Genomic DNA, 26,013 nt, shown 5'->3' with positions numbered 1-26,013 from the left:
ATGAACCATAAGTTCTGCATGCCCTTTCCAATGAATTTAATCACAATCAAAATACTCATTTTGTCAGCAAAGTGCTATTTCACCCGATCGCCAGAACCACTGCCCGTTGCTGTTTTAATAATATATTGCAAATACTTTTTAATAGTGATGGTTTGAATCATTTTTTGATCTGTTTCAGCTAACAATTTAGGCGTTGACATATCAATGGTATTTACCTGCGCAAGGCCAGTAATACCGGGTAGAACATCATACACTCCGCGACTGTCACGCTCGGCAATCAATTCGACCTGATTAAATAAGTTCGGACGCGGTCCAACAAAACTCATCTCCCCTTTTAGCACATTAATTAACTGTGGTAATTCATCTAGTTTTGATTTACGTAAAAAAGAACCAAGCTTAGTAATTGAGGCAGTGCTCGCCAAATGACTGGCGACCGACTGAGTATCAACCGACATAGTGCGGAATTTAATCAAATTAAACGGACGCTTATTTTTACCCACACGCTCCTGAATAAAAATAGGGGAGCCAGTATCAAAATAACCAATAATCGTCACAATGAGTAAAATTGGAAATGTAATTAGCAGACCAAAAAAAGCCATCATAAAATCTAGGGTTCGGATGGTAAAAGAATTCATATTATTTGTTACTTGTGTAGGAGTATCAAGAAAGGCATCTGCTGTTTTTTTCAAACATTCAGGAGTACTGTAGGGTGGTCTCCAGTTTAACAGCTCTTTGGTTTTAGATATATCAACCTGTAAAGAGCCGCATAACCGCTGTGCTATTGCCGGCTTGCCAATTAACCTTGCTGCTAATATCAACCAGGAACTTGGGATAGGTAGCATTCGATTAGGCACGTCCAATGCGGTCGCCATACGGTCAAGCAGTTTAGAGGTCGACATATCATCATCATCTGAGACTAAAAATGTTTGATTTGCAGCCTTTGGGTGGTCAATACAGGTAATAATTAAATCAACCAAATTATCGAGTGACACTAAACTGCGTCGATTATCTTTAATGCCGCCTAAAGGCAGAGGAATGCCTTTATTAACCCATTTCATCATGGCTGCAAAATTAGCTTTAACGCCCGGACCATAAACCAAAGGAGGACGAATAATAACGACCTCCATGCCGGTCTGCTCTGCTATTTTGCGTAAACCGACTTCAGCCTCATATTTGCTCAGGCCGTATGGATCAGTCGGGATAAAGTCAGTATCAGGCTTAAAGGGTGCACTCGGCTCAGTAGATTCGCCATTTACCTTAATAGAACTAATAAAAATAAAGCGCTTAATCCCTGCGTCAGCAGCCTGCTGAGCAAGGTTTAGTGTGCCGTAGGTATTCACCTCTCGAAAATCGTCCAATGGATTCGCTGAGCTGTCGTCCATAATATGCACACGGGCGGCGCAGTGGATAAAACAGGAACCTTTAAATTCAGATAAATCAGTTCCTCTCGAGTTACTTAGATTACAAGCTATAAACTGTGAGTCAAGCATAAGTTCAGTTCTAGAGCGCCCAAGGCACAATACCTCTCTATTGGATAAGTTATTATACAAATAGCGACCCAAAAAGCCTGAATACCCTGTTAATAGAATTTTCATATTAATAAATTTCTTATAATTTCAACACCAAAAAAATCTTCTTTTTGATAAGAACAGAGTTCTTTATTTTTCAGTAACTCGATTAATGAAGGTAATTCATCCAACTTATTACAAGCAATAGCCAAATTATTTTTATTTACGTAGTTTGTTAGTTCAATCTGATGGTGATCAATTCTAGATAAATTGGGAACAACTATAACTTTTTTTCCTTTCTCTAACATAGAATATACAGATCCAGCTCCCGCATGAGTAATAATGAAATCAGCTTCATCTACATAGCGATCTATATCACTAGAAAACTCAAAAAAATCAATATTACTCGGCTTATAATTTGCAGAAGAAGAAATTTGTGCAGTAAAAACATATTCAGATTGATTAACAAATAGAGTATCGACAGCTTTTATTAGGCTATCAAATTCTGTAGTGCCAACAGTAATAAAAATCTTATACATTATAATCGCCCAACATATTCACCATTTGGTAAAAACTTTTTAAGTTCTATGTTTTGGTAGAACGCATTTTTGGTAATATGTTTAAGTACTTTAGTTGTAAATGTTAAAGATTCGAATTTTGACCAGGTTTCAAAATGAATAATCACACATCCCAGAATTTTAGCCACTAAACAGACTATAATACAAACCCCTGGCCCCATAGAAACAACATTTCGAATTTTATTTTTCTTCAAAAAAGAAAATACTTTGCTAATTTGGGAAAGCATTTCAAATACAGAGATAGTCTTACCTGTGTATTTATTTCTAAACTCTTTCAACTCTAAATGGTCATTAGACCAACTAGGCTTCCCCCCTGTGTCTGTTATGCTAAAAAAGGTTATTTTATCACCAGTAATGGAAAGCTTATGACATAAACGATCAGCCTGTTTTTTATGGCCGCCACACCCATAGACTACAAGTACATTTTTCATTTTATTTTCTTATTTATCTAGTGTATTAAATTTATTCTTAAAAAAATTAAGAAGATCCGAAATAACTTTATCTGATTTGAACTCATTTGCAATTTTTTGGCTAAGAGAGGCTAGCTCATTGTAATATATTTTGTCTAGGGAAATCGCCTTTTTCATACACTCCAATAATTGCTCTTTATTACCCGAATCGAAACTCAAATCCTTTAATTCATCTTTTATATAATCACCTGTAGCTCCAATTCTTGAAGATATAACGGGTGTCCCGCACATCATGGCTTCAATCGGAACTAGCCCTAGACTCTCAGATTTACGACAGCTGGGAAAAACCAAGTAATCAATTGAATTATAAATACCAGCCAACTCAGGTTGTGATCTACCGCGATATAGTTCGATCGTTGGCTGGTGACGAGTGATATTTTGTACTCGAGCATGTGCACTGCCCGAGCCAACAATAATCAAGTTGATATTAGGATTTATTGCTGACAAGACAATATAGCAATCAATTAAATCAAAAATCCCCTTATCTTCTTCGAGTCGTCCTACATAACCAAACGTGATATTTTGAGGATCAAAACTATTTTTTTGGGGTTCGAATATTGAATTATTTACCCCACCGGAAGGGCTAACGAAGATAGTACTTAAATCAATATTATATTCCTTATGAAGGGTTTCCTTAAAATAACCTGACGGTGATATAACATAATCAGATCTGGAAAGTATCATTTTTGAAATATAGCGTTTAATAGAGGCCAGTATTTTACCATTCGATATTTCAGGAATGATATCGCTCCCATGTACATTAGCAACTATGTTTATTTTTTTAAATAAGCTAGCAAATAAAACCCCAAGAGAAGAATGGGAAGTATAATGGATATAAAATACATCTCCATTTTTAGAAAACAAAGCAGCAAAAAAGGATTTTATATAAAAACTAAGGAAAGATGCTATTTTTAACCATTTTGACAAGCCAAAGTGTTCTAATCTAATTAAACAAACATCAGTCCCTAAATTAGAAAATTCATTATAAATATTCTTAACAAAACTCCCTTTATAAGGTTCTTTTTCGGAAGGGTACAAATTACTCACAAATATCACTTTCATTTAGAACTCTTTTTAATATGAGAAACCATTCTATTTTTCCGGAGGTTAATAAACACAAGTCCATTAAGAGCTGAGAGACAAATTAACAACATACCAGACGACCAAGCATGTCCAGCTAAACATGCAGATAATAGAACAACAAAATTAGCAATAAATATTGGACGAGTATACTTATTATTCTTAGAAAACATGGGATATAGAATAAAAAAAACATTCATAGCGATAGAAAATAGTAAAGCCCCAATACCAAATATATTAAAAAAATCAACGAGATCACTTTCTATCAAGAATTTACCTTCTAACAAATTCCCTACTTCTGCATAGCCGATACCAATAAACAAATTTAAAACACTAAAATCAGGAGAGGCTAAATTATAAAATTGCCTTACCCAAGTAAGTCGACCAGAGAATAAGAATTCATACAAATTTAGACTATTGAATTTTTCATACGCTCTAGCGATTGTTGAAATAGATAGCAAATGATTAAAATTAAATTGGCTGTAGGCTAAAACAACAAATACAATTAGAAGGGAAAAGTAAGACAAAAAATAAACCACCCCGTATTTTTTATATATTTCAGAAGTGGCAATATATACACCCGAAAAAATCAAAAAAATTAACGAGGACTTAGTCCCAATCGATAACGCTACAAAAACAGTAAAACCCCAAAAAATAAGAAATAATATATTCCCTTTATTGGTAATAATATCATTCATTAAATATATTGATAAAACGACAAAAAGTATACTTAGCTCATTACCAGCAACAAAAAAACCTTTAAAACCGTCACCTGTAGAAGCATAAGTGGGATAGCCAACGCCTAAATAACCTAGCAATACATTGATACAAATAACACAAAATGAAAATACTAATAATCTATTTACTCGCTTTTCAAAATCAACAGTTTTAATTGATAATTCATGGAATAAAAGCAAAAAGAGAATGTAGGAGATATACTTAAGCGCCACATCGATTTCAAGTAAAAAATGACTATTTACAGCGATTATACTCCTGATAAATACTGGTGCGATAAATAAAAATGAAACTATAAATATGTATATTATTTTTTTACATCTAATACGGGATAAATAGCTAATGGCAAACAAAACTAAGGTTAGCTTGGCAATAATTGAAATAGGTAAGCTAACCTTTAATGCCTTAACAAAAAATCCGTTAAAAGTGTCTATCAAAACCATTAAAGTCGCAACAAGCCAAAAATATTTTTCGAGCAAATAATTTAAAGCATTCAATGTAGGTAATTTATTCATATATTCCTACCATTAGCACATTAGAGTCTCAAATAATTTTTTCCAGCTATATTTTTGAGTTACATACTGCCTTAGTTCACTTTTATAACTATCAACTTTCAACAACTGTTTATGAGCCTCAATGATAGTTTCTGCAAAAGAGTACCCAGTTAAATCGTTTGCATAAAAAGCAAAATCACCTAAAACATCAAAAGTCGCTGTATCTACAAGTTCCTTATCAAATGCAACTGTGGGTAAACCGGAAGCAGATGCCTCAAGAAGAGTTTGTCCAAATGGTTCATATATCGATGGTAAGAGAAAAATATCACTCTTTTGATAAAAACTTTCGGGTGATGACTGTTTACCTAGAAACTTAACTTTATCATCTAAATTTAACAGTTGAACTTTAGACTTCAAAAGGTGTTCATCAGGCCCAGATCCAACTATAAATAATTGATAATTATCAGGTAAATACTGCAACGCATCAATAGCAAAGTTAATCCCTTTTGCTGTGACTAATCTAGACATTGTCAACAATGTCACCTTGTCGTTAGTCTTTTTTCCATTTAAAATAAAACGCGAACTGTCTATGCCCGGGACAACCCTATCAACCAATATATTATTAGCGATTAAGTTAACTTGTTTTTGCATCGTATCACTAAAAACAAAAACTTTTTTTGATAATTTTAACGCTATCTTCTGTGCAAGCATCTCTAGCTTAAGTTTAAACTTAACAGAGTCATTTCTATTTTTTTTATTGCTTTGAAATTTAACAACGCCAGGAACTAAGTACCTAATATTTCGACCACCTGCTAAATAAGCAAAAATGACATTCCAGTGATATCTAGCAATAATAACCGTATCTCGGGAATCCATTAGTTCAGCTTTATATGCCTTTATCGCATAACGACCATGAGCGATCAGTTTCAGTAATTTATTGCTAAAATCAGGGACATTATATCGAACAACTTTTATCCCATCTAAATTTGTTATCCCACTATCTACATTTTTTCCTCCATCAACAATATTGCTAACAATAATCACCACTTCGCTATTACTATTAACATTCTCTATAGCTAAAGATTTAAGTGAGTTTTCAATACCACCTACATTTGGAAAAAATAAATTACTGGTTAAAATCAATTTCTGCATGGTATTCGCTTTATGTGAAAATCAGAATATTCACCATGAAATGTCATGGTAATAAGAATAAGAATAAGAGCTTTTATATATACAAGAGTTAACTTCGATAATGTTTCCCCATTACAAGAGCCTTTAGAAGGCTAAAGTAATAAAATGAGGTGTCTTTTTTTTGTATTTTTTTTAGTACAGTAGAAAAACTAAATTTTACAACTAAATATACAGTATGCCAAATTGGTGTGTAATATCTTAATCGCAAGCCCCTATCATATGTCCGCTCTAGTTTTCGAAAAGAAGAAATACTTTTGCTCTCTGACTCCAGTCTTGAAAGGGAATGCTCGAAGCCACTAATAACTTCTATTTTTGAAGATAAACATGACTCAAACACCCGATAAAAAAACGTAGTATCAACACCATACAAATAAAATCTTTCATCAAAAACATTGGTATACTTTAAAAGTAACTCATTCTTGAAATCAGACCCCACCACCATCCCACTACCAATAGCGAGCAATTTATCTTTATTACTTATTTCAGAACTTGTTGTACAAACATAACCATTTAAAATAGGACCTCTTATCTTCCCAAATGATATTATTTCTGGAACCCCCAAGCCTTGAGAAATAATTTTAGAGGCCGCATTGATGTATGCAGCATTCAATTTCGAATCATCGTCTAATATAATATATCGTTGCGCATCAACCATATTTAAGAAGTTATTATAGATAACGGCCAAAGACTCATTGCAAATCGTTTCGTTAATAAAAATATCGACATCTAGCTCTGATAAGAACGATACGTCTTTATTAGTTAACAAATTTGGTCCATTATTCCAAATAACCAACTTAACCGATTTTAGCAAAGAACCATGTTCACGTAGACTTAATAGCGTACTTGAACTCTTGATCTCTGAATTGTACAGCACTACAAGCACCGCTGAATTAAACACCTTACCTCCTTTGTTACCATGAAAATAATACCCACCATACTCACTAAACTTTATCTATCAAAGGCTTTGTTAATAAAATTCTTTTAATAGGCACAGAAAATAAAGCGAGGGCAACTAAACCACACAAACAATTAACAAGCAGATCTACAAATACAGAGTAAGCTACATTTGTTAAAAAATACGCGTTAATATAGAAGTACAACACTAATGGTCCGGACATAACACCGAGTACTTTTACCAATTGTAAATAGAACACTCTAGGGCTCTCACAGAAGCAATATTTAAAAAGTATAAAGTAAGTCTGAAAAAAATTAAGAGAGAAGCCAATAACTAACGCTATTGCAACATATTTTACGTCACCTAATATTATTCCAATAGCAATTCCAGCTGAATTAACAGTAGCCGATATTGAACCGGCAAAAAATAATATTTTTGTTTTATTCATTACTTGAAAAAAAGAGCCACTTGAAGAAGATACTGCCTGTATAGGGATCATAAATGAAAATATTTCAATTAAAGGGACAACTTTTATCCATTGCTCACCAAATAGAAATAACACTACAGAGTGACTATTAACATAAATAAATAAACTAATCGGTAAAGATATCGCCAATAACCTAGACGTGAGTAAGTTATGTTCTAAAATCACCAGAATTTTGTTATCTCTCACCTTCGTCAATATGGGCTGAATTGCTGGATTCATTGCAAATGTTGTCAGCATCAAAGGGTAGCGCATTAACTGATAAGCTTTATCATAAATACCCACGTGTGTCATACCAAAGTATTTAGCAATTAAAATGTTATCTAAGTTACGTGAAAAGTAATTAATAAAATTAAAGCCAAACTGATAAATGGAAAAACCTAAAATAGATTTTATGTGAAACAATTCTTTACCAAAAGAAGAGCGCCCTAACTCTGTTTTTTCAGATAAATAAAAGATAAAAATAAATTTAAATAAACTTTGTATAGCGGGCCTAGAGGCTAAAGAAAGAAGTCCTAATCCATTTTGATAAAGAATATAAATTAGGCCTAACGACATACATTCAACAATGATATCCACAACAGATATGTGAATAAACTTAGCATCTTTATTCATTGCCGTAAGAGGAACAATATTTAATGAACTAAAAAATATGCTGATACAAACAAAAACAGCAATTTCTTGATACTGATACCCATCATAAAATTCATTTAATGCAAACGAAAAGGCATAAAAAAGAGCAGCAACTATACAACCTAGAATAGCTGTTACCGTGAAGACACCATTTCTTTTATTAACCCCAAACTCTTTTTCATTAATAATTGCAGGACCAATTCCAACATCAGCTATAAGTTGAAAAAAAACGACAAAAACTTGGATTGAGGCAATAATCCCAAATTCTTCTGGAGTAAACATTCGTGCATAAATAGCAAGTGAAAAAAATTGAACAAAATAAGTTGCCAGCCTTCCCGAGACACTCTTATATATTGCTCGATAGAGATTATTTCTCATGAAAATCCTATATATATATTTAGCTAAAAATGTAATGATCAAAAAATCAGACTCTTATATAAGGGAAAGATCACGAATTACAGATAGTTGATTTATTAAAGTTGTTTTGGGACAGAAGACTTCTGGTCAATATAAAAAAGTAAAAACTAAAGCACTCCTTCGTAATCTTGCCCTTACCACCATAGATTTGAAATTATATAAATTTAATATCCATAATTAACTTCTTACACTTTTTATTAGTTTGAAATATATATATCGTCTGAAAATTTATTGCCCATTTTATCTTTTTCAGATACCAAAGGGCTACTATTGTCACTAATTGGCCACTCAATATTTAATATGGAATCATCCCATTGAATAGTTTGCTCGACTTTAGGATTATAATAATCAGTGCATTTATACACAAATTCAGCTTCATCACTAGTTACATAAAAACCGTGTGCAAAACCTTCTGGTACCCATAGCTGTTTTTTATTTTCTGCAGAGAGGTATTCCCCCACCCATTGACCAAGCGTAGGCGAGCCCTTGCGAATATCAACGGCAACATCAAACACTTCACCTGAGATAACTCTAACAAGCTTGCCTTGGGTATTTTCAGTCTGGTAATGAAGACCGCGTAAAATGCCTTTTTTCGATTTTGAATGATTGTCTTGTACAAACCGGCAAGGCCCTTTTGTTACCTTTTCTTCAAACTCTCTCTGATTCCATGTTTCCATAAAAAAACCACGTGCATCACCGAACACATCTGGTTCAATGATTTTTACATCTGGGATGTTAGTATCAATGACTTTCATTCGTTTTACTCTTCTGGTTTAATTATTTTGTATATAGCTCAAGATGGCTGATAGCCACTTTCCAATCGCTTGCTTCAATAGCAAAGGTGTCTGTTATTTTATTCATAGCTAACGTAGAATTTGCAGGCCGTTTTGCGGGCGTAGGATATTCAGCGGTTGTTATAGCGGTTAATGTAGGAATATCATCCAATATATTTTGTGCTTTCGCATTTTCAAAAATTTCTTGTGCAAATTCAAACCAACTGACATGCGGCAAACCAGAAAAATGGTATAAGCCATATTTCACCAACTCGTTATTATCAATCATTATTGCTATCTCAATTAATGCACTTGCAATATCACCCGCATAAGTAGGACCACCAAACTGCTCCCCAACAATGCTCAAAGCCTTATGTTCTTTACTAAGACGAAGCATGGTTTTGACAAAGTTATTACCGACTTCAGCAAATACCCAAGCTGTTCTCAGTATGATGTGCTTATCACAAGCTTCTATTACCGCTTGTTCGCCAGCTAATTTACTTTTACCGTAAACACTTTGAGGATCGGTTATATCAGTCTCTTCATATAAACCAATTTTGTCACCGGAGAAAACGTAATCTGTAGAGATATGTAATATTGTCGCATCAACGTTTTTTGCCGCTTCGGCTAAGTACTTAGCACCATCACTATTAATTGCATAAGCAAGCTCAACTTCGTCTTCAGCTCGGTCAACTGCAGTATATGCGGCTGCATTAATGATGATGCTTGGTTTAAACTTGTTCACTGTCGCCTGAACAGCAGATTGATCAGTAATGTCTAAGCCTTTTGAATCTAACGCTAAGACTTGCGCATTAGCATGTTTCTTTAGCTGCTCAGTTAAGCAATGGCCAACTTGTCCGTTGCATCCTGTAATTAATACGCGCATATATTTATGCCTTAGCTTTTGATTCTTCAATTAAACGTTTTAGGTACTGACCATATCCGTTTTTCATCATGGGGTTGGCAACATCAATAACTTGTTCATCTGTTAACCAACCATTGCGCCATGCTATCTCTTCCAGACAAGCGACCTTTAATCCTTGAACATTTTCTATTGTTTGCACAAAAGAAGATGCTTCATGAAGACTTTCATGCGTGCCTGTATCTAGCCAAGCAAAACCACGTCCTAATAACTCCACATTTAAAGAATCGTCTTCTAAATACATTTGATTAATGCTGGTAATTTCTAATTCGCCACGGTGAGAAGGTGTTACTTTTTTAGCAAAATCAACAACACGATTATCATAAAAATATAACCCGGTGACCGCATAGTTAGATTTTGGTTTCGCTGGCTTTTCTTCAATTGAAATAGCTTTGTGGTTTTTATCAAAATCCACCACACCGAAACGTTCAGGATCTTTTACCTGATAACCAAACACTGTTGCACCTTTTGTTCGACTGGCTGATTTTTTTAAAGTCTGACTAAAGGATTGACCATAGAAAACATTATCTCCCAGCACCAAACAACAACTATCGCCATCAATAAACTCTTCACCAATAATAAATGCTTGTGCCAAACCATCGGGAGTTGCTTGGATGGCATACTCAAGGTTAATGCCAAAATCAGCACCATCACCCAATAAACGTTTAAAACTCTCGTTATCCTCTGGAGTAGTAATAATTAAAATATCTTTAATACCAGCTAGCATTAATACTGATAATGGGTAATAAATCATTGGTTTGTCATAAACAGGCAATAACTGCTTTGAAACGCCACGTGTCAAGGGATAAAGCCGAGTACCTGAACCACCCGCTAGAATAATACCTTTCATTATGCAACTCCTTTTGCTGATATGCCAAGACGCTCACCGGTATATGAACCATCCAATACACGAGTCCACCATTCTTTATTGTTTAAATACCATTGAACGGTGTTACGAATGCCGCTTTCAAATGTTTCAGTCGGTGTCCAGTTAAGCTCTTTGGACATTTTAGTTGCATCGATGGCATAACGCAGATCGTGACCGGGTCGATCTTTAACATAGGTAATAAGATCTTGATAAAAATCAACGCCGTCCGGCTTATTGGGTACTAATTCTTTTAATAATGTGCAGATCGTTTTGACTACATCAATATTGGATTTTTCGTTATGTCCGCCGATATTATAGGTTTCACCAACGACACCTTCGCTTACCACTTTATACAGGGCGCGAGCGTGATCTTCTACGTATAACCAATCACGAATCTGCATGCCATTACCGTATACCGGTAATGGTTTGCCCTCTAATGCATTGATAATGACTAATGGGATAAGCTTTTCAGGAAAATGGTATGGGCCATAGTTATTAGAACAATTGGTAATTAACGTGGGCAACCCATAAGTACGTTGCCAGGCGCGAACCAGATGATCGCTTGATGCTTTTGAAGCGGAGTAAGGAGAACTTGGTGCGTAAGGCGTAGTTTCAGTGAATAAATCTTCAGGGCCTTCTAAATCACCATAAACTTCATCTGTTGAGATATGATGAAAACGAAATGCTTCTTTACGAGAGGTCTCTAACTGATTCCAGTATTGACGAGTGGCTTCTAATAATTGATAGGTGCCGATAATATTTGTTTCGATAAATTCTGCGGGCCCATCAATAGAACGGTCAACATGAGATTCTGCAGCCAAATGCATAACCGCATCAGGTTGATATTTTTCAAATATACGATCTAACTCTGCCCGATCACAAATATCAACTTGCTCAAAAGAATAACGTTCATTATCGGAAATTTCTGACAATGATTCTAAATTACCCGCATAAGTCAATTTATCGACATTGATAACACTATCTTTTGTATTCTTAATAATATTACGGATAACTGCTGAGCCAATAAAACCTGCTCCACCTGTCACTAAAATTTTCATTTTATCTTCTTTTTAATAATTGTGAGTTTAATTATTTTGTATAGCTAACTTCAAAACTGTTCTTAGTTATCAAAAACCACAAGCAAGGTAACATTAACCCATCTTCTAAACGTGAATTAAATGCAAGAAGTGACTAAAAGTAGCAATTTCAAGCACGCTACGGCCCCTAGGTTCAACGCTCCTAAAGGCAAGTTACTTATTTTCCAATTTGCCGGTTTGGGGCGCGGTAGTTAATTCCAAAGCAGAATACGGCTTTATTATTTACAAACAGTGGTTAGCGAGCGCTGCACATTATAAATTAATGAGTTAAAAATGCGATCTTTTCACACAAAAAGTATGGGAGTAGCTTAAAGAAGATACTCGATTAAAAAAGCTCAGGAATAACCAGAATGTTGTGAAGCCATTGGGGTCTGGTCTTTCATTTTGCATTTTTCCCATCCCCATTCTTTTGAGCTTACTTTTTATTTGCCATCACGATACAGCTAAACAGTGAATAATGTACTTTAAAGTACTCACCAATGACCTTCATCGTATAACCACCGATTGCTAGGCTTTTATTATTGCTTCATTACGCGTAGATGATTACTGTTGGTATTCATCTAGTGTCAATGTCGTAATACTGCGTTGTTTAAAGGCAATATCTTGATGGAAAAAGCAGAGCAAATAATCACGCTTAACAAGTTTCTTAAATTAGTTAGCTATAGTGCACCGCCATCTCGCGCAAAATGCCATAAATTTGACTAAATCAACACTAGCCTAATGTGGATATTGGCATTTTCAAAACAGGCCCTTTAGACTCAGCAGTTTATTTGTTTTTAAACAGCCAGTTAGCTTTTTGCGCTACATACATTGAGATTCCCGAACATGTGACCTCGGAAATGACAACTGTGTGGTAATTCTGAAATGACAAATATTTTTGAAAACTACCCTTTTTTCGTCATAAAATAATGCACTAACGCAATAAAGATAGACAGCATACCTGCTAACAGTGTCGCTAAAATAACGATTAATGCACGTTTAGGTGCGGCACGATTAAAAGGTGGTTCAACACTATCTAAGTAGCGGAAAGGCGAAAAATCAGCATCTCCCGTAAGTTTAAGTTTATTTAATGCCGCTAACGTTATTTTGATCTGTGATATTGATGGTTCGATAATGTTTAAATCTTTTACAGATTTTAAAACATTAATTTTTGCCTTAAGTACCTTTGCTCCTAAATTAACCTGAAATAACTCATCTTCTTTATTTAAATTAGGATGATATCCAGCCAAATCTCCCTGTGTCGCAATTTGGTACGCATATTCCGTTTGTTGCAATAACAGCGATAATTTATTTTTTGCTCGCTCTTCTGCCATATCTAATGATTCTTGCAATCCATTTTTTGATGAGTCTACTAATAATGAAAATTTTTCAAATTGATTTTTTTTAACCGTTTGCGCGATATTTGCAATATATTGGTTTAATAATTGAGCAGAAGATTCTTTTGTTGTACTACGAAATGATAAAGCAAGCTCTGATGTTGTTTTATCGTATGATGCACTAATCTCTTGCATCCAACTATCAAGCGTTTGTAAATACTGCTGTGGATCTATTTGTTGTTCTCCTAGCAAGTTTTTATTGCTGGGCACTTTTATTTTATTTTCTTGTAAATATTGTAAAAAAATTGGGTTGTTAGCGAGAAATAATTTTTTATTCAACGATGAATTAAAGCTATTAATGAAATTTTTGAATAAAGTCTCTGGCTCAAAAAGTGCGACAAATTGTTCTGTTTTGTTATTATTGTTATTGTTATTGTTATTGTTATTATTATTATTATTGTTATCCTGCAAGTTACTAGCCTGTAATATTGCACTCACTTTTTGACTTTGTGCATATAACGAAGCAACATCATTTAATTGCGGCTCAATGACTTTACCTTTTGCCACCCACCACTCTTGTGCATTTAACGCATAAAAAACAGAAGCGATAATCGCCAGTGTGCAAAGTGACACTGTTAGCCATTTATAATCCCAAATAACTTTAATCAATTCCCGCAAGTCAATTTCATCATCTTGGTACGTGGCTTGATCTGAATGGTAGTCAATATCCGGGTTAATAAAATTATCTTGCTTATTTATCAGGGTCATTTTTAAGTTCTTTTATAAATGAAAACAAAGGTGAATTTGATTTATTTTATACTATTAGTGTTACTATTTACATCTGTAATATTTCAAATAGACCTTTTCCCCGTAGCAACACCCTCGGCTATGAGCTATTTTTTATTCGTTTCAGCACTTGGTTTTCGGTATCCTTAAAAAATTTAAAAAAATGGGGCGACAAAATGTATAAGCAGTGGTTTGTTGTATATTGTAAAAGCCGAGAAGAGTTGCGTGCGCAACAAAACTTGTCCAATCAAGGCGTTTATTCTTTTTTTCCTAAAATAGTCAAAGAAAAAATGGTACGCGGCAAAAAAAAGGTAGTTGAAGAAGCGCTATTTCCCAGTTATCTGTTTGTTAATATCTCTCAAAAAGACAAACAATTCAGCTCTATTCGATCTACCCGTGGTATTAATAATTTTGTTAAATTTGGTCTTAGCATTGCCACTATCCCGAATCTGCAGGTCAAACAACTTGAGCGGTTATGCGAGGTTAATAATAAACTCGATATTGATTGTGATGCTTTATATAAAAGTGGTGACAAAGTCGATATTTTAAGCGGCCCGTTTAAAGGTTTAACGGCTATATTTGATATCGAAGATGGGTTAGCACGTTCGATGCTGCTGCTTAATATTCTAAATCAAGAGAATAAAATTTCATTCAAAAATTCAGATCTGATAAAAGCGGAGAGCTAACCGATGTTTTCACTGTATCAATTTCAAAACAGACGTGCGGCGCAGGCATTTTCTGATTATTTAAATACCATTGGTATTAAAAACAGACTTCACCATGACGACTTTAGTTATCAGCTATTGATTGCACAAGAAGAGCAGCGAGCACAAGCAGAAATTGAGCTGGATCTGTTTTTACAGCATCCCAATAATCCCAAATATATGTCGGCTAGTTGGCAAACCGGTGAAGTGAGTAGTGACAGCAACTATTTTGCTTTTGCTGAGTCGAATTTAGTGAGCAATTTTATCCATCATGCGGGCTTAGTAACGCATGTTATTTTTGCGCTCTCTTTAGTTATCTATCTGCTAACAGCTTCCGGGGTATTTCAACCAATCCCTTCCATTTTGTCATTTTTCACCCAACAACCCTTTGATTACTCACAGAGTTGGCGTTTCATTACCCCGGCGCTGCTGCATTTCAGTCCGCTGCACATTATTTTTAATTTACTTTGGTGGTGGCAATTAGCCGGTCTTGTTGAAAGACAGCAGGGTAAAATGCACTTGCTAGTACTTTTTCTGTTTTCCGGGGTCGCTGCTAATCTAGCGCAATATTTTTTAGTCAGCCCCTATTTTGGGGGATTAAGCGGCGTTGTTTATGGCTTGGTGGGTTACTGCTGGTTATTCGGCAAACTCAATAAAAGCAGTCAAGTGATGCTGCCTAATTCCCTTTTCCTGTTTTTACTCGCCTGGCTGGTATTGGGTTTTGTAGATATTTTACCGGTTAATATTGCTAACTATGCTCACCTAGTCGGATTATTGGCTGGTTTATTAATGGCGGTTTTGACCAGCAAACTAAAGTTGCATGTTTAACTTATTAACAGGAAAGCTAATCACCTAATACCCAAAAAAATAAAATTATGGGTTGAATTATAAAATGGAAAGACTAATTTAACTCAACCGTAAAAGGATGTAAGCCGGTTTTACAAGCTGATCACTTAATCATGTTTTGGTATAACTAACTGCAGCTTAATAACAATTTTTTGGCGGGGGAATGCTATAGTGTACTTTACATTCCAGAACCATTCCGGAATGTAAAGTGACCTTTTCCGCAACTTAGGGTTATAATCTTATTTCACTCACTCTCGCGTTGATAGAAAGGCTTTAATCGTTAATGGATACTATCACTCCTCTGGCATCTTCAACTCTTTGGTTAGCCGATGTAACACCCGCAACATGTTCGAAAAAGCTCCTTGATTGGCTTTTAGATCAAAACTCTTTAACGATAAAGCTGCAGGCTTTATCAGGTAATTTTCAGGTAAAAGTCAGGCAACAAGTGACAGTTAGCCGTAGTAAAGATTTACTTTCATCTTATTTTTCTGATGAAAATAAAGTTCTGGTGCGTGAAGTGCTGTTAATTTGTAATAATAAACCTGTGGTGTTTGCCCAAACTGAAATTCCCTTTACGACCTTAACCGATCAGCAGGCAAAACTGGCGGAAATCGGCAGCGATTCGTTAGGCACATTTTTATTTCAAGATCCGAGCATGAAACGCGATAAAATTGAAGTTGCACAGTTCCCCGTTTCTTCTGCAGTGCACCAACTCTGTATTGATCTTAACCAAGAGGTTGATTTCCCGCTGTGGGGCAGACGTTCTCTTTTTTATGTTAATAATAAACCGTTATTAGTCAGTGAAGTCTTTTTACCTGCTTTGGGGCTGTATTTAACATGAGTTTTTTTAGCAGAGAAAAACGCCAGGCCTATGCAGAATTAATGCGGGTAGATAAGTCTATTGGCACGCTTTTATTACTCTGGCCAACCCTCTGGGCGTTGTGGATAGCCGCGCAGGGATTTCCCGACCTGAGTGTATTAATCGTATTTTCTGCCGGTGTGTTTTTAATGCGCAGTGCAGGTTGTGTGATTAATGATTTTGCAGATCGTAACATTGATGGTTTTGTCGAGCGCACTAAAAATCGGCCATTGCCCTCCGGCCGTGCCACCAGCAGCGAAGCGATTATTCTTTTTTTAATATTGGCGATCAGCTCTTTTTTATTGGTGCTGACCCAAAACAGTTTAACCATTCAGTTATCCTTTATAGGCTTACTGCTGGCATTTTCTTACCCCTTTATGAAACGTTTCACGCAGTTGCCGCAATTTGTATTAGGACTCGCTTTTAGTTGGGCTATTCCCATGGCATTTGCAGCACAGGCGAATACCTTGCCTGCGGTGGTTTGGATTATCTTTACTATTAATATTATTTGGACCATTGCCTACGACACTCTTTATGCCATGGTGGACAGAGAGGATGACCTGAAAATTGGCGTAAAATCCACAGCGATTTTATTTGCAGAAAATGACAAGTTAATTATTGCGTTGTTGCAACTGCTCTGCCTGATTTTATTAATCTTATTAGGTTGGCTGGAAGCTTTAAATTGGATTTATTTTATTAGCCTGCTGGTTGTTGCCGGTTTATTTGTAAGACAACATCTACAGATAAAAAACCGCGAAAAAAGTGCCTGTTTTAAAGCTTTTTTAGACAATAATTATGTAGGATTAGTCATTTTTGCCGGGTTATTTTTGAGTTATTTATAATACACAAACAGCAGGATCATAACTTTAGGCGATCAAAAGCAACAAGCCGAGCCTGAAGGCTCAGTTCCAAAGATACCCGCACCGGAATCGCGTCTTTAGGCGGGTAAAAGCAACAACCGCAGAGCCTGAAGGCTCAGTTCCAAAGATACCCGCAGCGAAATCGCGCCTTTAGGCAGGCAAAAGCAACAAGCCGAGCCTGAAGGCTCAGTTCCAAAGATAGCCTCACCGGAATCGCGCCTTTAGGTGGGTAAAAGCAACAACCGCAGAGCCTGAAGGCTCAGTTCCAAAGATACCCGCAGCGGAATCGCGCCTTTAGGCGGGTAAAAGCAACAAGCCGAGCCTGAAGGCTCAGTTCTAAAGATACTCGCAGCGGAATCGCGCCTTTAGGCGGGTAAAAGCAACAACCGCAGAGCCTGAAGGCTCAGTTCCAAAGATAGCCTCACCGGAATCGCGCCTTTAGGCGGGTAAAAGCAACAAGCCGAGTTTGAAGGCTCAGTTCCAAAGATACCCTCAGCGGAATCGCGCCTTTTGGCGGGTAAAAGCAACAAGCCGAGAATGAAGGCTCAGTTCCAAAGATAACCTCACCGGAATCGCGCCTTTAGGCGGGTAAAAGCAACAAGCCGAGCCTGAAGGCTCAGTTCCAAAGATACCCGCACCGGAATCGCGTCTTTAGGCGGGTAAAAGCAACAAGCCGAGCCTGAAGGCTCAGTTCCAAAGATACCCTCAGCGGAATCGCGCCTTTAGGCGTGCTGATGTTTTATTGCAAACATTTGATGAAAACTACTTTTCGTAAATCCCATAGAATCTTGGGGTTGTTATATTCGTTTCAATTAGCTTAGACGGGTTATTTTTTATATAGTCATAAACAACATTAAAATGCTGCTGATCTCGAATAGCTTTATCATAATAACTTTTCGCCCAAAATGTTCCTTCTTTATTCATAATCTGGTTAATCGCTTTGCTACTGCTGCCTTTAAGGTTATTCATTAGTACCGATAATTTTTTAAGTGGTTTTACTAATAGATGGACATGATTTGGCATAATACAAAATGCTGTAAGCTGATATAATTCTTGGTTGTTATTTTTTAGAAACCCGCTCAAATAAAGCAACACTTCACCATGCAAATAAGCACCCTGTTGTGATTCATCAAGATGTAAATCAGCTTGTAACTGTTTCTTATTATTTTCGATTTCTTGAGCAGATAATTTTTGTAAAAAAGCATCTGTGCTATCAAAAGTGCGAAAAGTAATAAACTGGTGATATCCAGTCACATCTGCATGCGGTAAATGTTTATGAGGCATCACATAACCCCTTTCTAATAATTGCCAATACTCTTAATAACAAGCGCCAAGCCTGAAGGCTCAGTTCCGAAGGCACCAAACAGGAATCGCGCTTTTAGGTGAACAAAAAAAAGAGCCCAAATAAAAGGCTCTATGTTTTTATTGATTATTATAAGGTGATAAAGGGTTGGATTTTTTTCAGTGTGGCTTCTCCAATTCCTTTTACGTTAACTAAATCGTTCATATCAACAAAATTACCGTTCATTTTTCTGTAGTCAATAATGGTCTGTGCTTTTTTTACACCAATACCATTGATAGCCGCAAGTTGCTCTCCCGTTGCGGTGTTAATATTTATTTTTTCAACTACTTGAGTTGTCATTTGCACGCTTTCTTCAACTTTATCAGCAGCCAAAACCTGATGACTAAAAGGTAGAAAAAGCAGTGGAACAATAGCTAATAAACGGTAGGTTAGTTTGTTTTTCATTAAAAAGTCCTTTTTTGTAGTTTGGGAACTAATCATACTAGACTATTAATTGACTTATTTTTGTTGTTTGTGGTTTTTATGCTTGCTGACACCCAGAAAAAATAATCAATAACAATTAGATAGCTTTGTTACGAAAACTTTTAACGGATGAAAACAAACAGTTAAAAAAGATTTAAACAGATAATGTGATTAAAATTTAACTCATTAACAGCCGGGTCCACATTCCATGCATTCGTCGAGCATTTCCGAGCCAAGTCTCAATTTAGCATTCAAATCGCGCAATGCTGAGCGCACACCCTCTTCGATTACCGGATGATAAAATGGCATATCCAGCATCTGCGAAATAGTCATTCGGTTCTGATGCGCCCAGGCTAAGAGATGTGCCAGATGTTCAGCTTGCGGGCCAATCATTTCTGCACCTAAAAAACGCCCGGTGCCATGCGCACCATAAAGATTTAATAACCCCTGGTTTTTAAGCATTACACGGCTACGTCCCTGGTTTTCAAAGGAGACACTGCCCGTTTCAAAACAGTTGCAGCCGGTATATTTTTCAGTCACCTGTTTGTGAGTTAACCCGACCATTGCCAGTTGCGGATCGGTAAATACCGCGGAAATTGATGAGCGGCGTAATCCCACGCGAATGTTGGGGTAAACCGCGGCGTTACTGCCCGCTATTTTACCTTGATCTGCTGCTTCGTGAAGTAGCGGGAGTTGGTTACTGGCATCGCCTGCAATAAATATCGATGGCACCGATGTCTGCATGGTGAAGGGATCTGCAACTGGCACACCGCGTCCATCTTTTTCAATCTCGATATTTTCCAGACCCAAATTGTCTACATTTGCACGGCGCCCCGTTGCCGCTAATACATATTCAACTTCAGTAACCTGCTGAGCGCCCTGCTTATCTAAATAGGTGATTTCAACATTGTCGCCTTTACGCACCATGTTTTTAACATTTGCATCAGCATCTAAGTAAAATTCATCGGCAAATGTTTTTTGAGCATAGGCCATCACTTCTGGATCGGTAAACGGGCCTACTTGGCCGCCCATCCCAAACATTAAGACTTCAACGCCGAGACGATGTAATGACTGACCAAGCTCCAAACCAATCACGCCGGGGCCAAAAACTGCAATAGATTTTGGTAAATCAGTCCAGTTAAACAGATCGTCATTGATAATTAATTTGTCGCCAAGTTCATTCCAAACCGCGGGATAACTTGGACGGGAGCCCGTTGCAATAACAACTCTCTCGGCGCTTATCTGAGTATGATCGCCAATTTGCAGCTCTGTTGTACTTGTAAAAGTTGCGTTACCTATTATTTTATCCTGCGCAGGCAGACCATCAACAGCTTCCAGCACAAAACCCACAAAACGATCCCGCTCATCACGAATGCGCTGCATTACTTTTTTGCCATCAATGCGTATTTTGCCGTCAATAAATACACCAAAAGGTGCTGTATGCGCGGCACTGTGCGCAGCGTCGGCTGCGGAAATTAACAATTTGCTGGGCATACAACCGACACGCGCACAGGTAGTACCAAATTGCGCACCTTCGATTAATATAACTGAATCTGTTTTTTCTTTGGCAGCCCGGTATGCGGCAAGTCCCGCTGTACCGCCACCGATAACTGCAACTTCTACTTTTAACTGTTTCATAAAGACTCCATGCTTTGGTTTACCAAGCATTGTGGTGAAATTTAGGTTAAAAAAAAGCGCAGCTTTCAGTGAAAGTGCGCTTCAGATATGAGCTTAACTAGCGCTCTTTAAAGACCGATTAACCTTTAAGGTAAGCAACAATCGCTTCGCTATCACCAATGTGTTTACCATCAACGAATAACTGTGGAAAAGTTGTTTGTCCGCTTACTGCTCTTAGGCTTACAGTAGTTGCATCTTTACCTAAGATAATCTCTTCAAAAGCGATATTATTTTCTTTTAATGCCGCTTTCGCTTTTGCACAGAAAGGACAACCCGGCTTAGTGAATAAAGTTGCCGCAGCAGGTGCTTTGACATTGGGATTGATGTAATTAAGCATGGTATCCGCATCGGACACTTCAAAGGGGTCGCCAGGCTGATTAGGCTCGATAAACATTTTTTCAATCACGCCGTCTTTGACGAGCATGCTGTAGCGCCAGCTGCGTTTACCAAAACCGAGGTCGCTTTTATCGACCAGCATGCCCATACCTTCAGCAAATGTACCGTTACCGTCTGGTACAACAGTGATATTTTCAGCTTCCTGATCGGCAAGCCAGGCGTTCATTACAAAGGTATCGTTAACACTGAAACAAACAACGTCATCCACGCCATTTCCTTTAAATACGCCTGCTAATTCATTGTAGCGCGGCAGATGCGTTGAAGAACAGGTTGGTGTAAACGCACCGGGTAAAGCAAATACAACCACGGTTTTACCGGCGAACAGTTCGTCGGTAGAAACATTTACCCATTGATCGTCTTGACGAGTTGGGAAAGTAACGTTTGGAATTTTTTGGCCTTCGATATTATCTAACATGTGTAACTCCTTTTTTTTATATCAATTTTATATAAGGTTTATTAATATTACATAGTTTTAAAAATTTTTAAACAAGTTAGTAAATATTGTATTTACTAACTTTTGTTTGATGGAGTGATTATGAGGGAAAATCATAGATAGGTAAAATCGTTTGTATTTATAACTGCAATAGCTAATAACTATCAATCAACCTTTCTGTTTCCTTTGGACGGGAAAGTGAAACCGTCATTCTAAAAATGCCCGCCTGAAGGCGGAATTCCAAAGGGAGTACCCGCTTAAAGACGAATATTAATCAAACAGAGCACGTAAACTGGCTATACCTTTGTCCGCGAGCTGTTTTTTCTGCTCAACGGATTTGATCGATGGTCCACTTTCCCAATCTAAATCATCCTGCGGTAATTCCGCTAAAAAACGGCTCGGTGTGGGTTTAATTGTCTCACCATATTGAGTTCGCTCTTTGGCCAAAGTGAAGGTTAACTCTTTTTGTGCCCGAGTTATGCCCACATAAGCAAGGCGCCTTTCTTCTTCAACATTGTCTTCGTCAATACTGACCTGATGCGGCAAAATCCCCTCCTCCATGCCAATCATATAAACATAGGGAAACTCCAGCCCTTTGGATGCATGCAGGGTCATTAGCTGGACCTGATCCAACTCCTCCTCATCTTCATTACGCGACAGCATATCGCGCAGCGTTAAACGGGCAACGACCTGTTCCAGGGTCATCTCCTCGTCAAGGTCATCCCCTTTAAGCATTTCGGTGACCCATTTAAACAACATCGATACGTTTTTCATGCGCATCTCGGCGGCTTTGGGGCTGGGGCTGCTTTCATATAACCAGTCTTCGTAACCGATATCACGAATTAAATCACGAACCACATCAACCGCCGGATCACATTTAAGGCGATCATTAAGCTCCACCAACCAGCGGGTGAAAGCCTGCAGTGACTGTAAACCTTTGCCCGATAAGGTTTGCTCTAGACCCATTTCAAAACTACAGGTAAATAAACGACCGTGGCGCATATTGGCGTAACTGCCCAGTTTTTCCAGAGAGCCCGGACCGATACCACGACGCGGTGTATTAACCACACGCAAAAAAGCATTATCATCTTCGTGATTCACCAGTAATTTAAGGTAAGCCATGATGTCTTTCACTTCACTGCGCGCAAAAAAAGAGGTTCCGCCACTAATGCGGTAGGGGATGCGGTTTTCCATCATGACCTTTTCCAATAGGCGGCTTTGATGATTACCCCGATAGAGCACGGCATAATCTTTAAAGGAGGCACCATTCATAAATTTATGTCCGGAAAGCTCCATCACCACACGCTCGGCTTCATGTTTTTCATTATTAGCAAAGAGGACTTTTAAGGAATCACCATAGGCTAATTCACTGAATAAACGTTTTTCAAATTCATGGGGATTATTGGCGATTAGAACATTGGCGGCTTTTAATACCCGCTGGCTAGAGCGATAGTTCTGCTCCAGTTTAACCACTTTTAACTGCGGAAAATCTTTTTGTAACAGCAGTAAATTTTCCGGACGTGCACCACGCCAGGAATAGATAGACTGATCATCATCACCGACCACGGTAAAACGGGCACGCTCACCCACCAAGGCTTTAATTAATTCATACTGACTGGTATTAGTATCCTGGTATTCATCCACCAGCAGATAACGAATGCGTTTCTGCCAGCGTAAACGGACCTCTTCTTTGTGGGTTAACAGCAGGGTTGGCAGAACGATCAGATCGTCAAAATCCAGAGCGTTATAGGCTTTTAACTGGCGCTGGTAAAGGTCATAACAATGGGCGAAGATCACCTCTCGTTCACCTTTAGCCTGTTTGATCGCCTGCGGGGGTAATATCAGGCCATTTTTCCAGTTGGATATTTGCGATGTTAAAGCTTTGAGCAGATCCTTATCTTCCTGCAGCTGCTTTTCAGTGAGCTCTTTTAATAATGCCAGCGTATCCTGATCGTCAAACAGCGTAAAACCGGCTTTCATGCCCAGGGTTTTTACTTCACGTTTGATAATATCCAAGCCCAGAGAGTGAAAGGTTGAGACGATTAAACCACGCGCTTCTTTGCGCCCCAGCGTTTGACTGACCCGCTCTTTCATCTCGCGGGCCGCTTTGTTGGTGAAGGTTACCGCGGCAATATTTTTGGCCAGATAATCACAATTTTGAATCAGGTGGGCAATTTTATTGGTGATCACACGCGTTTTACCGCTTCCCGCTCCCGCTAAAACAAGGCATGGGCCTGAGATCATTTTAACGGCGGCATCTTGTCCGGGATTAAGCTTCATGGTTTTTCCTACATGCAAAATAACTTGAATAAACAGCTGTCGATTTTACGCCAGTTTAGGTTGAATACCAATCAACAATCTAGACTCTGATGGTGATACTCAGGAACGCTGCCTATGCAATATCGCAACTCATTGGTCATATTGATATTTAATATCATTTAAATATTGCTTAATATTACAAATACACGATAATGAACGTTCATTCATTATTGGTGTATTATGGTCGATAAACGCAAAAAAATACTAGCTGCAGCCGAAATTCTACTTGCAGAACGCGGTTTTTACGGACTGTCGATGAAGGCGCTGGCGAATTCTGCCGGCGTTGCGGCAGGCACTATCTATCGTTATTTTGAAAATAAAGAAGATATGATTAACCAGCTGCATGTGCATGTTAAAACAGAGATTGCCGCGGTTACTTTTAAGGGGCTGCATGACGAGCTAAATCAAAAACAAAAATATGCTTTATGCTGGCGTAATACCTACCAGTCAGTGCTAACCAACCCCAATCGAATCATTGCCGTGTCGATGCTATTTCTTAGACCCTGCGTACAAGGACAAGAGATGCTTTCCTGCAATGATAGTCTCTTTGCACCGCTGTTTAATATTTATGAACAAGGTATTCGTGAGCAAACATTACTCGATTTTCCGATACCGGTTTTAATGTCATTAAGCTTTGAATCGGCCATTAACATAGCAAAAAAAGTACTCAATCATAGTATTACACCACCTGACGAACAACTTATTACACAAATAATAGATGCCTCCTGGCAGGCAATTTTAAAACCCACCCATTAATTATTTTTTAAAGGTACTGATATGAAAAAATGGATCGCATCGGCAATTATTTTAGCCCTGCTTGTGTTCGGCTCTGTGATTGGCTTTAATATGTTTAAAGCCATGAAGATTAAAGAGTTTTTAGCTAACCGTCCGATTCCGGAATTCCCCGTCACCAGTGCGACAGCTGCATTGCAAGACTGGACACCTCATCTGCGCGCCATTGGTTTTATCGAACCGATTCAGGGCGTTAATATTGCCAATGAAGTAACCGGTAAAGTGAGTAAAATAGAATTTGAATCCGGTCAAAAACTAAAAGCCAATGAACCTATTGTATACCTTGATGCGGAAGTTGAACTGGCTAATTTAAAAGCCGCTAAAGGCCGCTTGTCTGCTGTGCAGCGTAACTATACTCGAATGAACTCGTTATTTGCCAAAGGCTCTGTATCTCAGGGTGATGTTGATGATGCTGAAGCTGAGTTATTAGCCTTACAGGGACAGATAGAAAGCTATCAGGCAACGATTAGCCGACGCATTATCCGTGCTCCCTTTGACGGTATTGCCGGTCTGCGTAATGTATTTATCGGTGATTATTTGAGTGCCGGTACCGATATAGTGCGCTTGGAAGATGTCAGTAAAATGCGACTGCGCTTTACCGTGCCGCAAAATGATCTCAATAAAATTCATATCGGTCAGGCAATGAATATTTTTGTCGATGCTGAGCCGGAAATTGCTTTTACCGGCACAATTTCTGCTATCGAGCCTGCGGTAAACTATCAAAGCGGTCTGATTCAAGTACAGGCGGATATCCCCAACACAGCGCAAAAGTTACGCGCGGGTATGTTTGCTAAGGCCAATATCATTTTGCCGACAGTGCAAAAACAGATCATTATTCCGGAAACTGCCATTAATTATACGCTCTATGGTGAAACCGTTTATGTGATAACAGAGCAGCAGGATAAATCGGGTAAAAGCTTCCTCCAAGTTGAACAACGCATTGTTAAACTAGGTAAAAGTAAAGAGGGTTCAATCCGTATACTCGATGGTCTTAAAGAAGGTGACCTGATAGTCACAAGCGGCCAGGTACGATTAAGTAATTCGGCGCATGTGAAAATTATCGAATCAGATATTTTAAATATACCTGCTGAAATTCCGGCATTATAGGGGCCATT

At 37.8% G+C, this 26,013-nt stretch carries 24 protein-coding genes and 1 pseudogene; 6 read left to right on the top strand and 19 right to left on the bottom strand.

All coding sequences use genetic code 11. From position 1 onward, the window contains the following. Positions 1-74: 74 nt before the first annotated feature. The 14 genes and pseudogenes from ACJAZP_RS12105 to ACJAZP_RS12040 form a co-directional block, all read right to left on the bottom strand. Positions 75-635: a sugar transferase gene (locus ACJAZP_RS12105; protein ID WP_415231011.1), complete on the bottom strand. Its 561-nt coding sequence runs from the start codon at positions 633-635 to the stop codon at positions 75-77. 54 nt (positions 636-689) lie between these two features. Beyond that, positions 690-1,595, bottom strand: a pseudogene (locus tag ACJAZP_RS12100) (UDP-glucose 4-epimerase family protein); the annotation flags it as partial. Continuing rightward, the gene (pssE, locus tag ACJAZP_RS12095) at positions 1,592-2,047 is read right to left on the bottom strand and encodes a PssE/Cps14G family polysaccharide biosynthesis glycosyltransferase (protein ID WP_415231003.1); all 456 of its coding nucleotides are present in this window, start codon (positions 2,045-2,047) and stop codon (positions 1,592-1,594) included. The gene pssE and the pseudogene ACJAZP_RS12100, both read right to left, overlap by 4 nt. After that, positions 2,047-2,517, bottom strand: coding sequence for a PssD/Cps14F family polysaccharide biosynthesis glycosyltransferase (gene pssD, locus ACJAZP_RS12090; RefSeq protein ID WP_415231002.1), 471 nt, complete (start codon positions 2,515-2,517; stop codon positions 2,047-2,049). Before pssD ends, pssE begins: the two co-directional genes overlap by 1 nt. Before the next feature lie 9 nt (positions 2,518-2,526). Next, positions 2,527-3,618, bottom strand: coding sequence for a glycosyltransferase family 4 protein (locus ACJAZP_RS12085; RefSeq protein WP_415231001.1), 1,092 nt, complete (start codon positions 3,616-3,618; stop codon positions 2,527-2,529). Further along, positions 3,615-4,886 (bottom strand): hypothetical protein, encoded by a 1,272-nt coding sequence (locus tag ACJAZP_RS12080; RefSeq protein ID WP_415231000.1) that lies wholly within the window; start codon positions 4,884-4,886, stop codon positions 3,615-3,617. The genes ACJAZP_RS12085 and ACJAZP_RS12080 overlap by 4 nt, the downstream gene beginning before the upstream one ends. Positions 4,887-4,898: 12 nt before the next feature. After that, positions 4,899-6,017 carry a glycosyltransferase family 4 protein gene (locus ACJAZP_RS12075; RefSeq protein WP_415230999.1) on the bottom strand — a complete coding sequence of 373 codons (1,119 nt, stop codon included), beginning with the start codon at positions 6,015-6,017 and terminating at the stop codon, positions 4,899-4,901. A gap of 88 nt (positions 6,018-6,105) precedes the next feature. Then, the gene (locus ACJAZP_RS12070; protein ID WP_415230998.1) at positions 6,106-6,954 is read right to left on the bottom strand and encodes a hypothetical protein; all 849 of its coding nucleotides are present in this window, start codon (positions 6,952-6,954) and stop codon (positions 6,106-6,108) included. Between the two features lie 43 nt (positions 6,955-6,997). Further along, positions 6,998-8,446, bottom strand: coding sequence for an oligosaccharide flippase family protein (locus tag ACJAZP_RS12065; protein WP_415230997.1), 1,449 nt, complete (start codon positions 8,444-8,446; stop codon positions 6,998-7,000). A gap of 236 nt (positions 8,447-8,682) precedes the next feature. Beyond that, positions 8,683-9,240: a dTDP-4-dehydrorhamnose 3,5-epimerase gene (gene rfbC, locus ACJAZP_RS12060; protein ID WP_415230996.1), complete on the bottom strand. Its 558-nt coding sequence runs from the start codon at positions 9,238-9,240 to the stop codon at positions 8,683-8,685. A 22-nt stretch (positions 9,241-9,262) separates the two neighbouring features. Further along, positions 9,263-10,144 (bottom strand): dTDP-4-dehydrorhamnose reductase, encoded by an 882-nt coding sequence (gene rfbD, locus ACJAZP_RS12055; RefSeq protein WP_415230995.1) that lies wholly within the window; start codon positions 10,142-10,144, stop codon positions 9,263-9,265. A gap of 4 nt (positions 10,145-10,148) precedes the next feature. Then, positions 10,149-11,030, bottom strand: a complete 882-nt coding sequence (rfbA, locus tag ACJAZP_RS12050; protein WP_415230994.1) for a glucose-1-phosphate thymidylyltransferase RfbA — start codon at positions 11,028-11,030, stop codon at positions 10,149-10,151. Then, positions 11,030-12,106, bottom strand: a complete 1,077-nt coding sequence (gene rfbB, locus ACJAZP_RS12045; protein ID WP_415230993.1) for a dTDP-glucose 4,6-dehydratase — start codon at positions 12,104-12,106, stop codon at positions 11,030-11,032. Before rfbB ends, rfbA begins: the two co-directional genes overlap by 1 nt. A 923-nt stretch (positions 12,107-13,029) precedes the next feature. Continuing rightward, complete coding sequence (locus ACJAZP_RS12040) at positions 13,030-14,229, bottom strand: Wzz/FepE/Etk N-terminal domain-containing protein (protein ID WP_415230992.1); 1,200 nt, start codon at positions 14,227-14,229, stop codon at positions 13,030-13,032. A gap of 194 nt (positions 14,230-14,423) precedes the next feature. Here ACJAZP_RS12040 and rfaH point away from each other — a divergent pair, with 194 nt between their 5' ends. The 4 genes from rfaH (at position 14,424) to ubiA (ending at position 17,498) form a co-directional block, all read left to right on the top strand. Further along, on the top strand, positions 14,424-14,933 hold the full coding sequence (gene rfaH / locus ACJAZP_RS12035) for a transcription/translation regulatory transformer protein RfaH (RefSeq protein ID WP_415230991.1): 510 nt from the start codon (positions 14,424-14,426) through the stop codon (positions 14,931-14,933). Positions 14,934-14,936: 3 nt separating this feature from the next. After that, a complete protein-coding gene (gene glpG / locus ACJAZP_RS12030; protein ID WP_415230990.1) occupies positions 14,937-15,779 on the top strand; it encodes a rhomboid family intramembrane serine protease GlpG in 843 nt (280 codons plus the stop codon). Between the two features lie 301 nt (positions 15,780-16,080). Then, positions 16,081-16,638 (top strand): chorismate--pyruvate lyase family protein, encoded by a 558-nt coding sequence (locus ACJAZP_RS12025; protein WP_415230989.1) that lies wholly within the window; start codon positions 16,081-16,083, stop codon positions 16,636-16,638. After that, on the top strand, positions 16,635-17,498 hold the full coding sequence (gene ubiA, locus ACJAZP_RS12020; RefSeq protein ID WP_415230988.1) for a 4-hydroxybenzoate octaprenyltransferase: 864 nt from the start codon (positions 16,635-16,637) through the stop codon (positions 17,496-17,498). The genes ACJAZP_RS12025 and ubiA overlap by 4 nt, the downstream gene beginning before the upstream one ends. A gap of 780 nt (positions 17,499-18,278) precedes the next feature. Here ubiA and ACJAZP_RS12015 read toward each other — a convergent pair. The 5 genes from ACJAZP_RS12015 to rep form a co-directional block, all read right to left on the bottom strand. Next, positions 18,279-18,800: a transposase gene (locus ACJAZP_RS12015; RefSeq protein WP_415230987.1), complete on the bottom strand. Its 522-nt coding sequence runs from the start codon at positions 18,798-18,800 to the stop codon at positions 18,279-18,281. Between the two features lie 148 nt (positions 18,801-18,948). Next, a complete protein-coding gene (locus ACJAZP_RS12010; RefSeq protein ID WP_415230986.1) occupies positions 18,949-19,263 on the bottom strand; it encodes a ComEA family DNA-binding protein in 315 nt (104 codons plus the stop codon). Positions 19,264-19,467: 204 nt separating this feature from the next. Then, complete coding sequence (locus ACJAZP_RS12005; protein WP_415230985.1) at positions 19,468-20,919, bottom strand: dihydrolipoyl dehydrogenase; 1,452 nt, start codon at positions 20,917-20,919, stop codon at positions 19,468-19,470. Positions 20,920-21,037: 118 nt separating this feature from the next. Then, positions 21,038-21,769: a glutathione peroxidase gene (locus tag ACJAZP_RS12000; protein WP_415230984.1), complete on the bottom strand. Its 732-nt coding sequence runs from the start codon at positions 21,767-21,769 to the stop codon at positions 21,038-21,040. 288 nt (positions 21,770-22,057) lie between these two features. After that, the gene (gene rep, locus ACJAZP_RS11995; protein WP_415230983.1) at positions 22,058-24,067 is read right to left on the bottom strand and encodes a DNA helicase Rep; all 2,010 of its coding nucleotides are present in this window, start codon (positions 24,065-24,067) and stop codon (positions 22,058-22,060) included. 219 nt (positions 24,068-24,286) lie between these two features. On the opposite strand from rep, the gene ACJAZP_RS11990 reads away from it, so the two are divergent. Both ACJAZP_RS11990 and ACJAZP_RS11985 read left to right on the top strand, forming a co-directional pair. Further along, positions 24,287-24,862, top strand: coding sequence for a TetR/AcrR family transcriptional regulator (locus tag ACJAZP_RS11990; protein WP_415230982.1), 576 nt, complete (start codon positions 24,287-24,289; stop codon positions 24,860-24,862). A gap of 21 nt (positions 24,863-24,883) precedes the next feature. Beyond that, positions 24,884-26,005 carry an efflux RND transporter periplasmic adaptor subunit gene (locus ACJAZP_RS11985; protein ID WP_415230981.1) on the top strand — a complete coding sequence of 374 codons (1,122 nt, stop codon included), beginning with the start codon at positions 24,884-24,886 and terminating at the stop codon, positions 26,003-26,005. The last annotated feature ends 8 nt before the right edge of the window (positions 26,006-26,013 follow it).

The sequence above is a fragment of the Psychromonas sp. genome (assembly GCF_047632955.1).
In the GTDB taxonomy this organism is placed as follows: Bacteria; Pseudomonadota; Gammaproteobacteria; order Enterobacterales; family Psychromonadaceae; genus Psychromonas.
This window is presented reverse-complemented; position numbering and strand designations above follow the sequence as displayed.

Bases quoted from the DNA above. Each gene is read 5' to 3' on its own strand.
- ACJAZP_RS12005 (WP_415230985.1), bottom strand. From the start codon at position 20,919: ATGAAACAGTTAAAAGTAGAAGTTGCAGTTATCGGTGGCGGTACAGCG.
- ACJAZP_RS12040 (WP_415230992.1), bottom strand. From the start codon at position 14,229: ATGACCCTGATAAATAAGCAAGATAATTTTATTAACCCGGATATTGAC.
- ACJAZP_RS12000 (WP_415230984.1), bottom strand. From the start codon at position 21,769: ATGTTAGATAATATCGAAGGCCAAAAAATTCCAAACGTTACTTTCCCA.
- ubiA (WP_415230988.1), top strand. From the start codon at position 16,635: ATGAGTTTTTTTAGCAGAGAAAAACGCCAGGCCTATGCAGAATTAATG.
- rfbA (WP_415230994.1), bottom strand. From the start codon at position 11,030: ATGAAAGGTATTATTCTAGCGGGTGGTTCAGGTACTCGGCTTTATCCC.
- glpG (WP_415230990.1), top strand. From the start codon at position 14,937: ATGTTTTCACTGTATCAATTTCAAAACAGACGTGCGGCGCAGGCATTT.
- ACJAZP_RS12080 (WP_415231000.1), bottom strand. From the start codon at position 4,886: ATGAATAAATTACCTACATTGAATGCTTTAAATTATTTGCTCGAAAAA.
- ACJAZP_RS12015 (WP_415230987.1), bottom strand. From the start codon at position 18,800: ATGCCTCATAAACATTTACCGCATGCAGATGTGACTGGATATCACCAG.
- ACJAZP_RS12085 (WP_415231001.1), bottom strand. From the start codon at position 3,618: ATGAAAGTGATATTTGTGAGTAATTTGTACCCTTCCGAAAAAGAACCT.
- ACJAZP_RS12075 (WP_415230999.1), bottom strand. From the start codon at position 6,017: ATGCAGAAATTGATTTTAACCAGTAATTTATTTTTTCCAAATGTAGGT.
- ACJAZP_RS12010 (WP_415230986.1), bottom strand. From the start codon at position 19,263: ATGAAAAACAAACTAACCTACCGTTTATTAGCTATTGTTCCACTGCTT.
- pssE (WP_415231003.1), bottom strand. From the start codon at position 2,047: ATGTATAAGATTTTTATTACTGTTGGCACTACAGAATTTGATAGCCTA.
- rfaH (WP_415230991.1), top strand. From the start codon at position 14,424: ATGTATAAGCAGTGGTTTGTTGTATATTGTAAAAGCCGAGAAGAGTTG.
- pssD (WP_415231002.1), bottom strand. From the start codon at position 2,517: ATGAAAAATGTACTTGTAGTCTATGGGTGTGGCGGCCATAAAAAACAG.
- rfbB (WP_415230993.1), bottom strand. From the start codon at position 12,106: ATGAAAATTTTAGTGACAGGTGGAGCAGGTTTTATTGGCTCAGCAGTT.
- ACJAZP_RS11990 (WP_415230982.1), top strand. From the start codon at position 24,287: ATGGTCGATAAACGCAAAAAAATACTAGCTGCAGCCGAAATTCTACTT.
- ACJAZP_RS12065 (WP_415230997.1), bottom strand. From the start codon at position 8,446: ATGAGAAATAATCTCTATCGAGCAATATATAAGAGTGTCTCGGGAAGG.
- rep (WP_415230983.1), bottom strand. From the start codon at position 24,067: ATGAAGCTTAATCCCGGACAAGATGCCGCCGTTAAAATGATCTCAGGC.
- rfbC (WP_415230996.1), bottom strand. From the start codon at position 9,240: ATGAAAGTCATTGATACTAACATCCCAGATGTAAAAATCATTGAACCA.
- rfbD (WP_415230995.1), bottom strand. From the start codon at position 10,144: ATGCGCGTATTAATTACAGGATGCAACGGACAAGTTGGCCATTGCTTA.
- ACJAZP_RS12105 (WP_415231011.1), bottom strand. From the start codon at position 635: ATGAATTCTTTTACCATCCGAACCCTAGATTTTATGATGGCTTTTTTT.
- ACJAZP_RS12025 (WP_415230989.1), top strand. From the start codon at position 16,081: ATGGATACTATCACTCCTCTGGCATCTTCAACTCTTTGGTTAGCCGAT.
- ACJAZP_RS11985 (WP_415230981.1), top strand. From the start codon at position 24,884: ATGAAAAAATGGATCGCATCGGCAATTATTTTAGCCCTGCTTGTGTTC.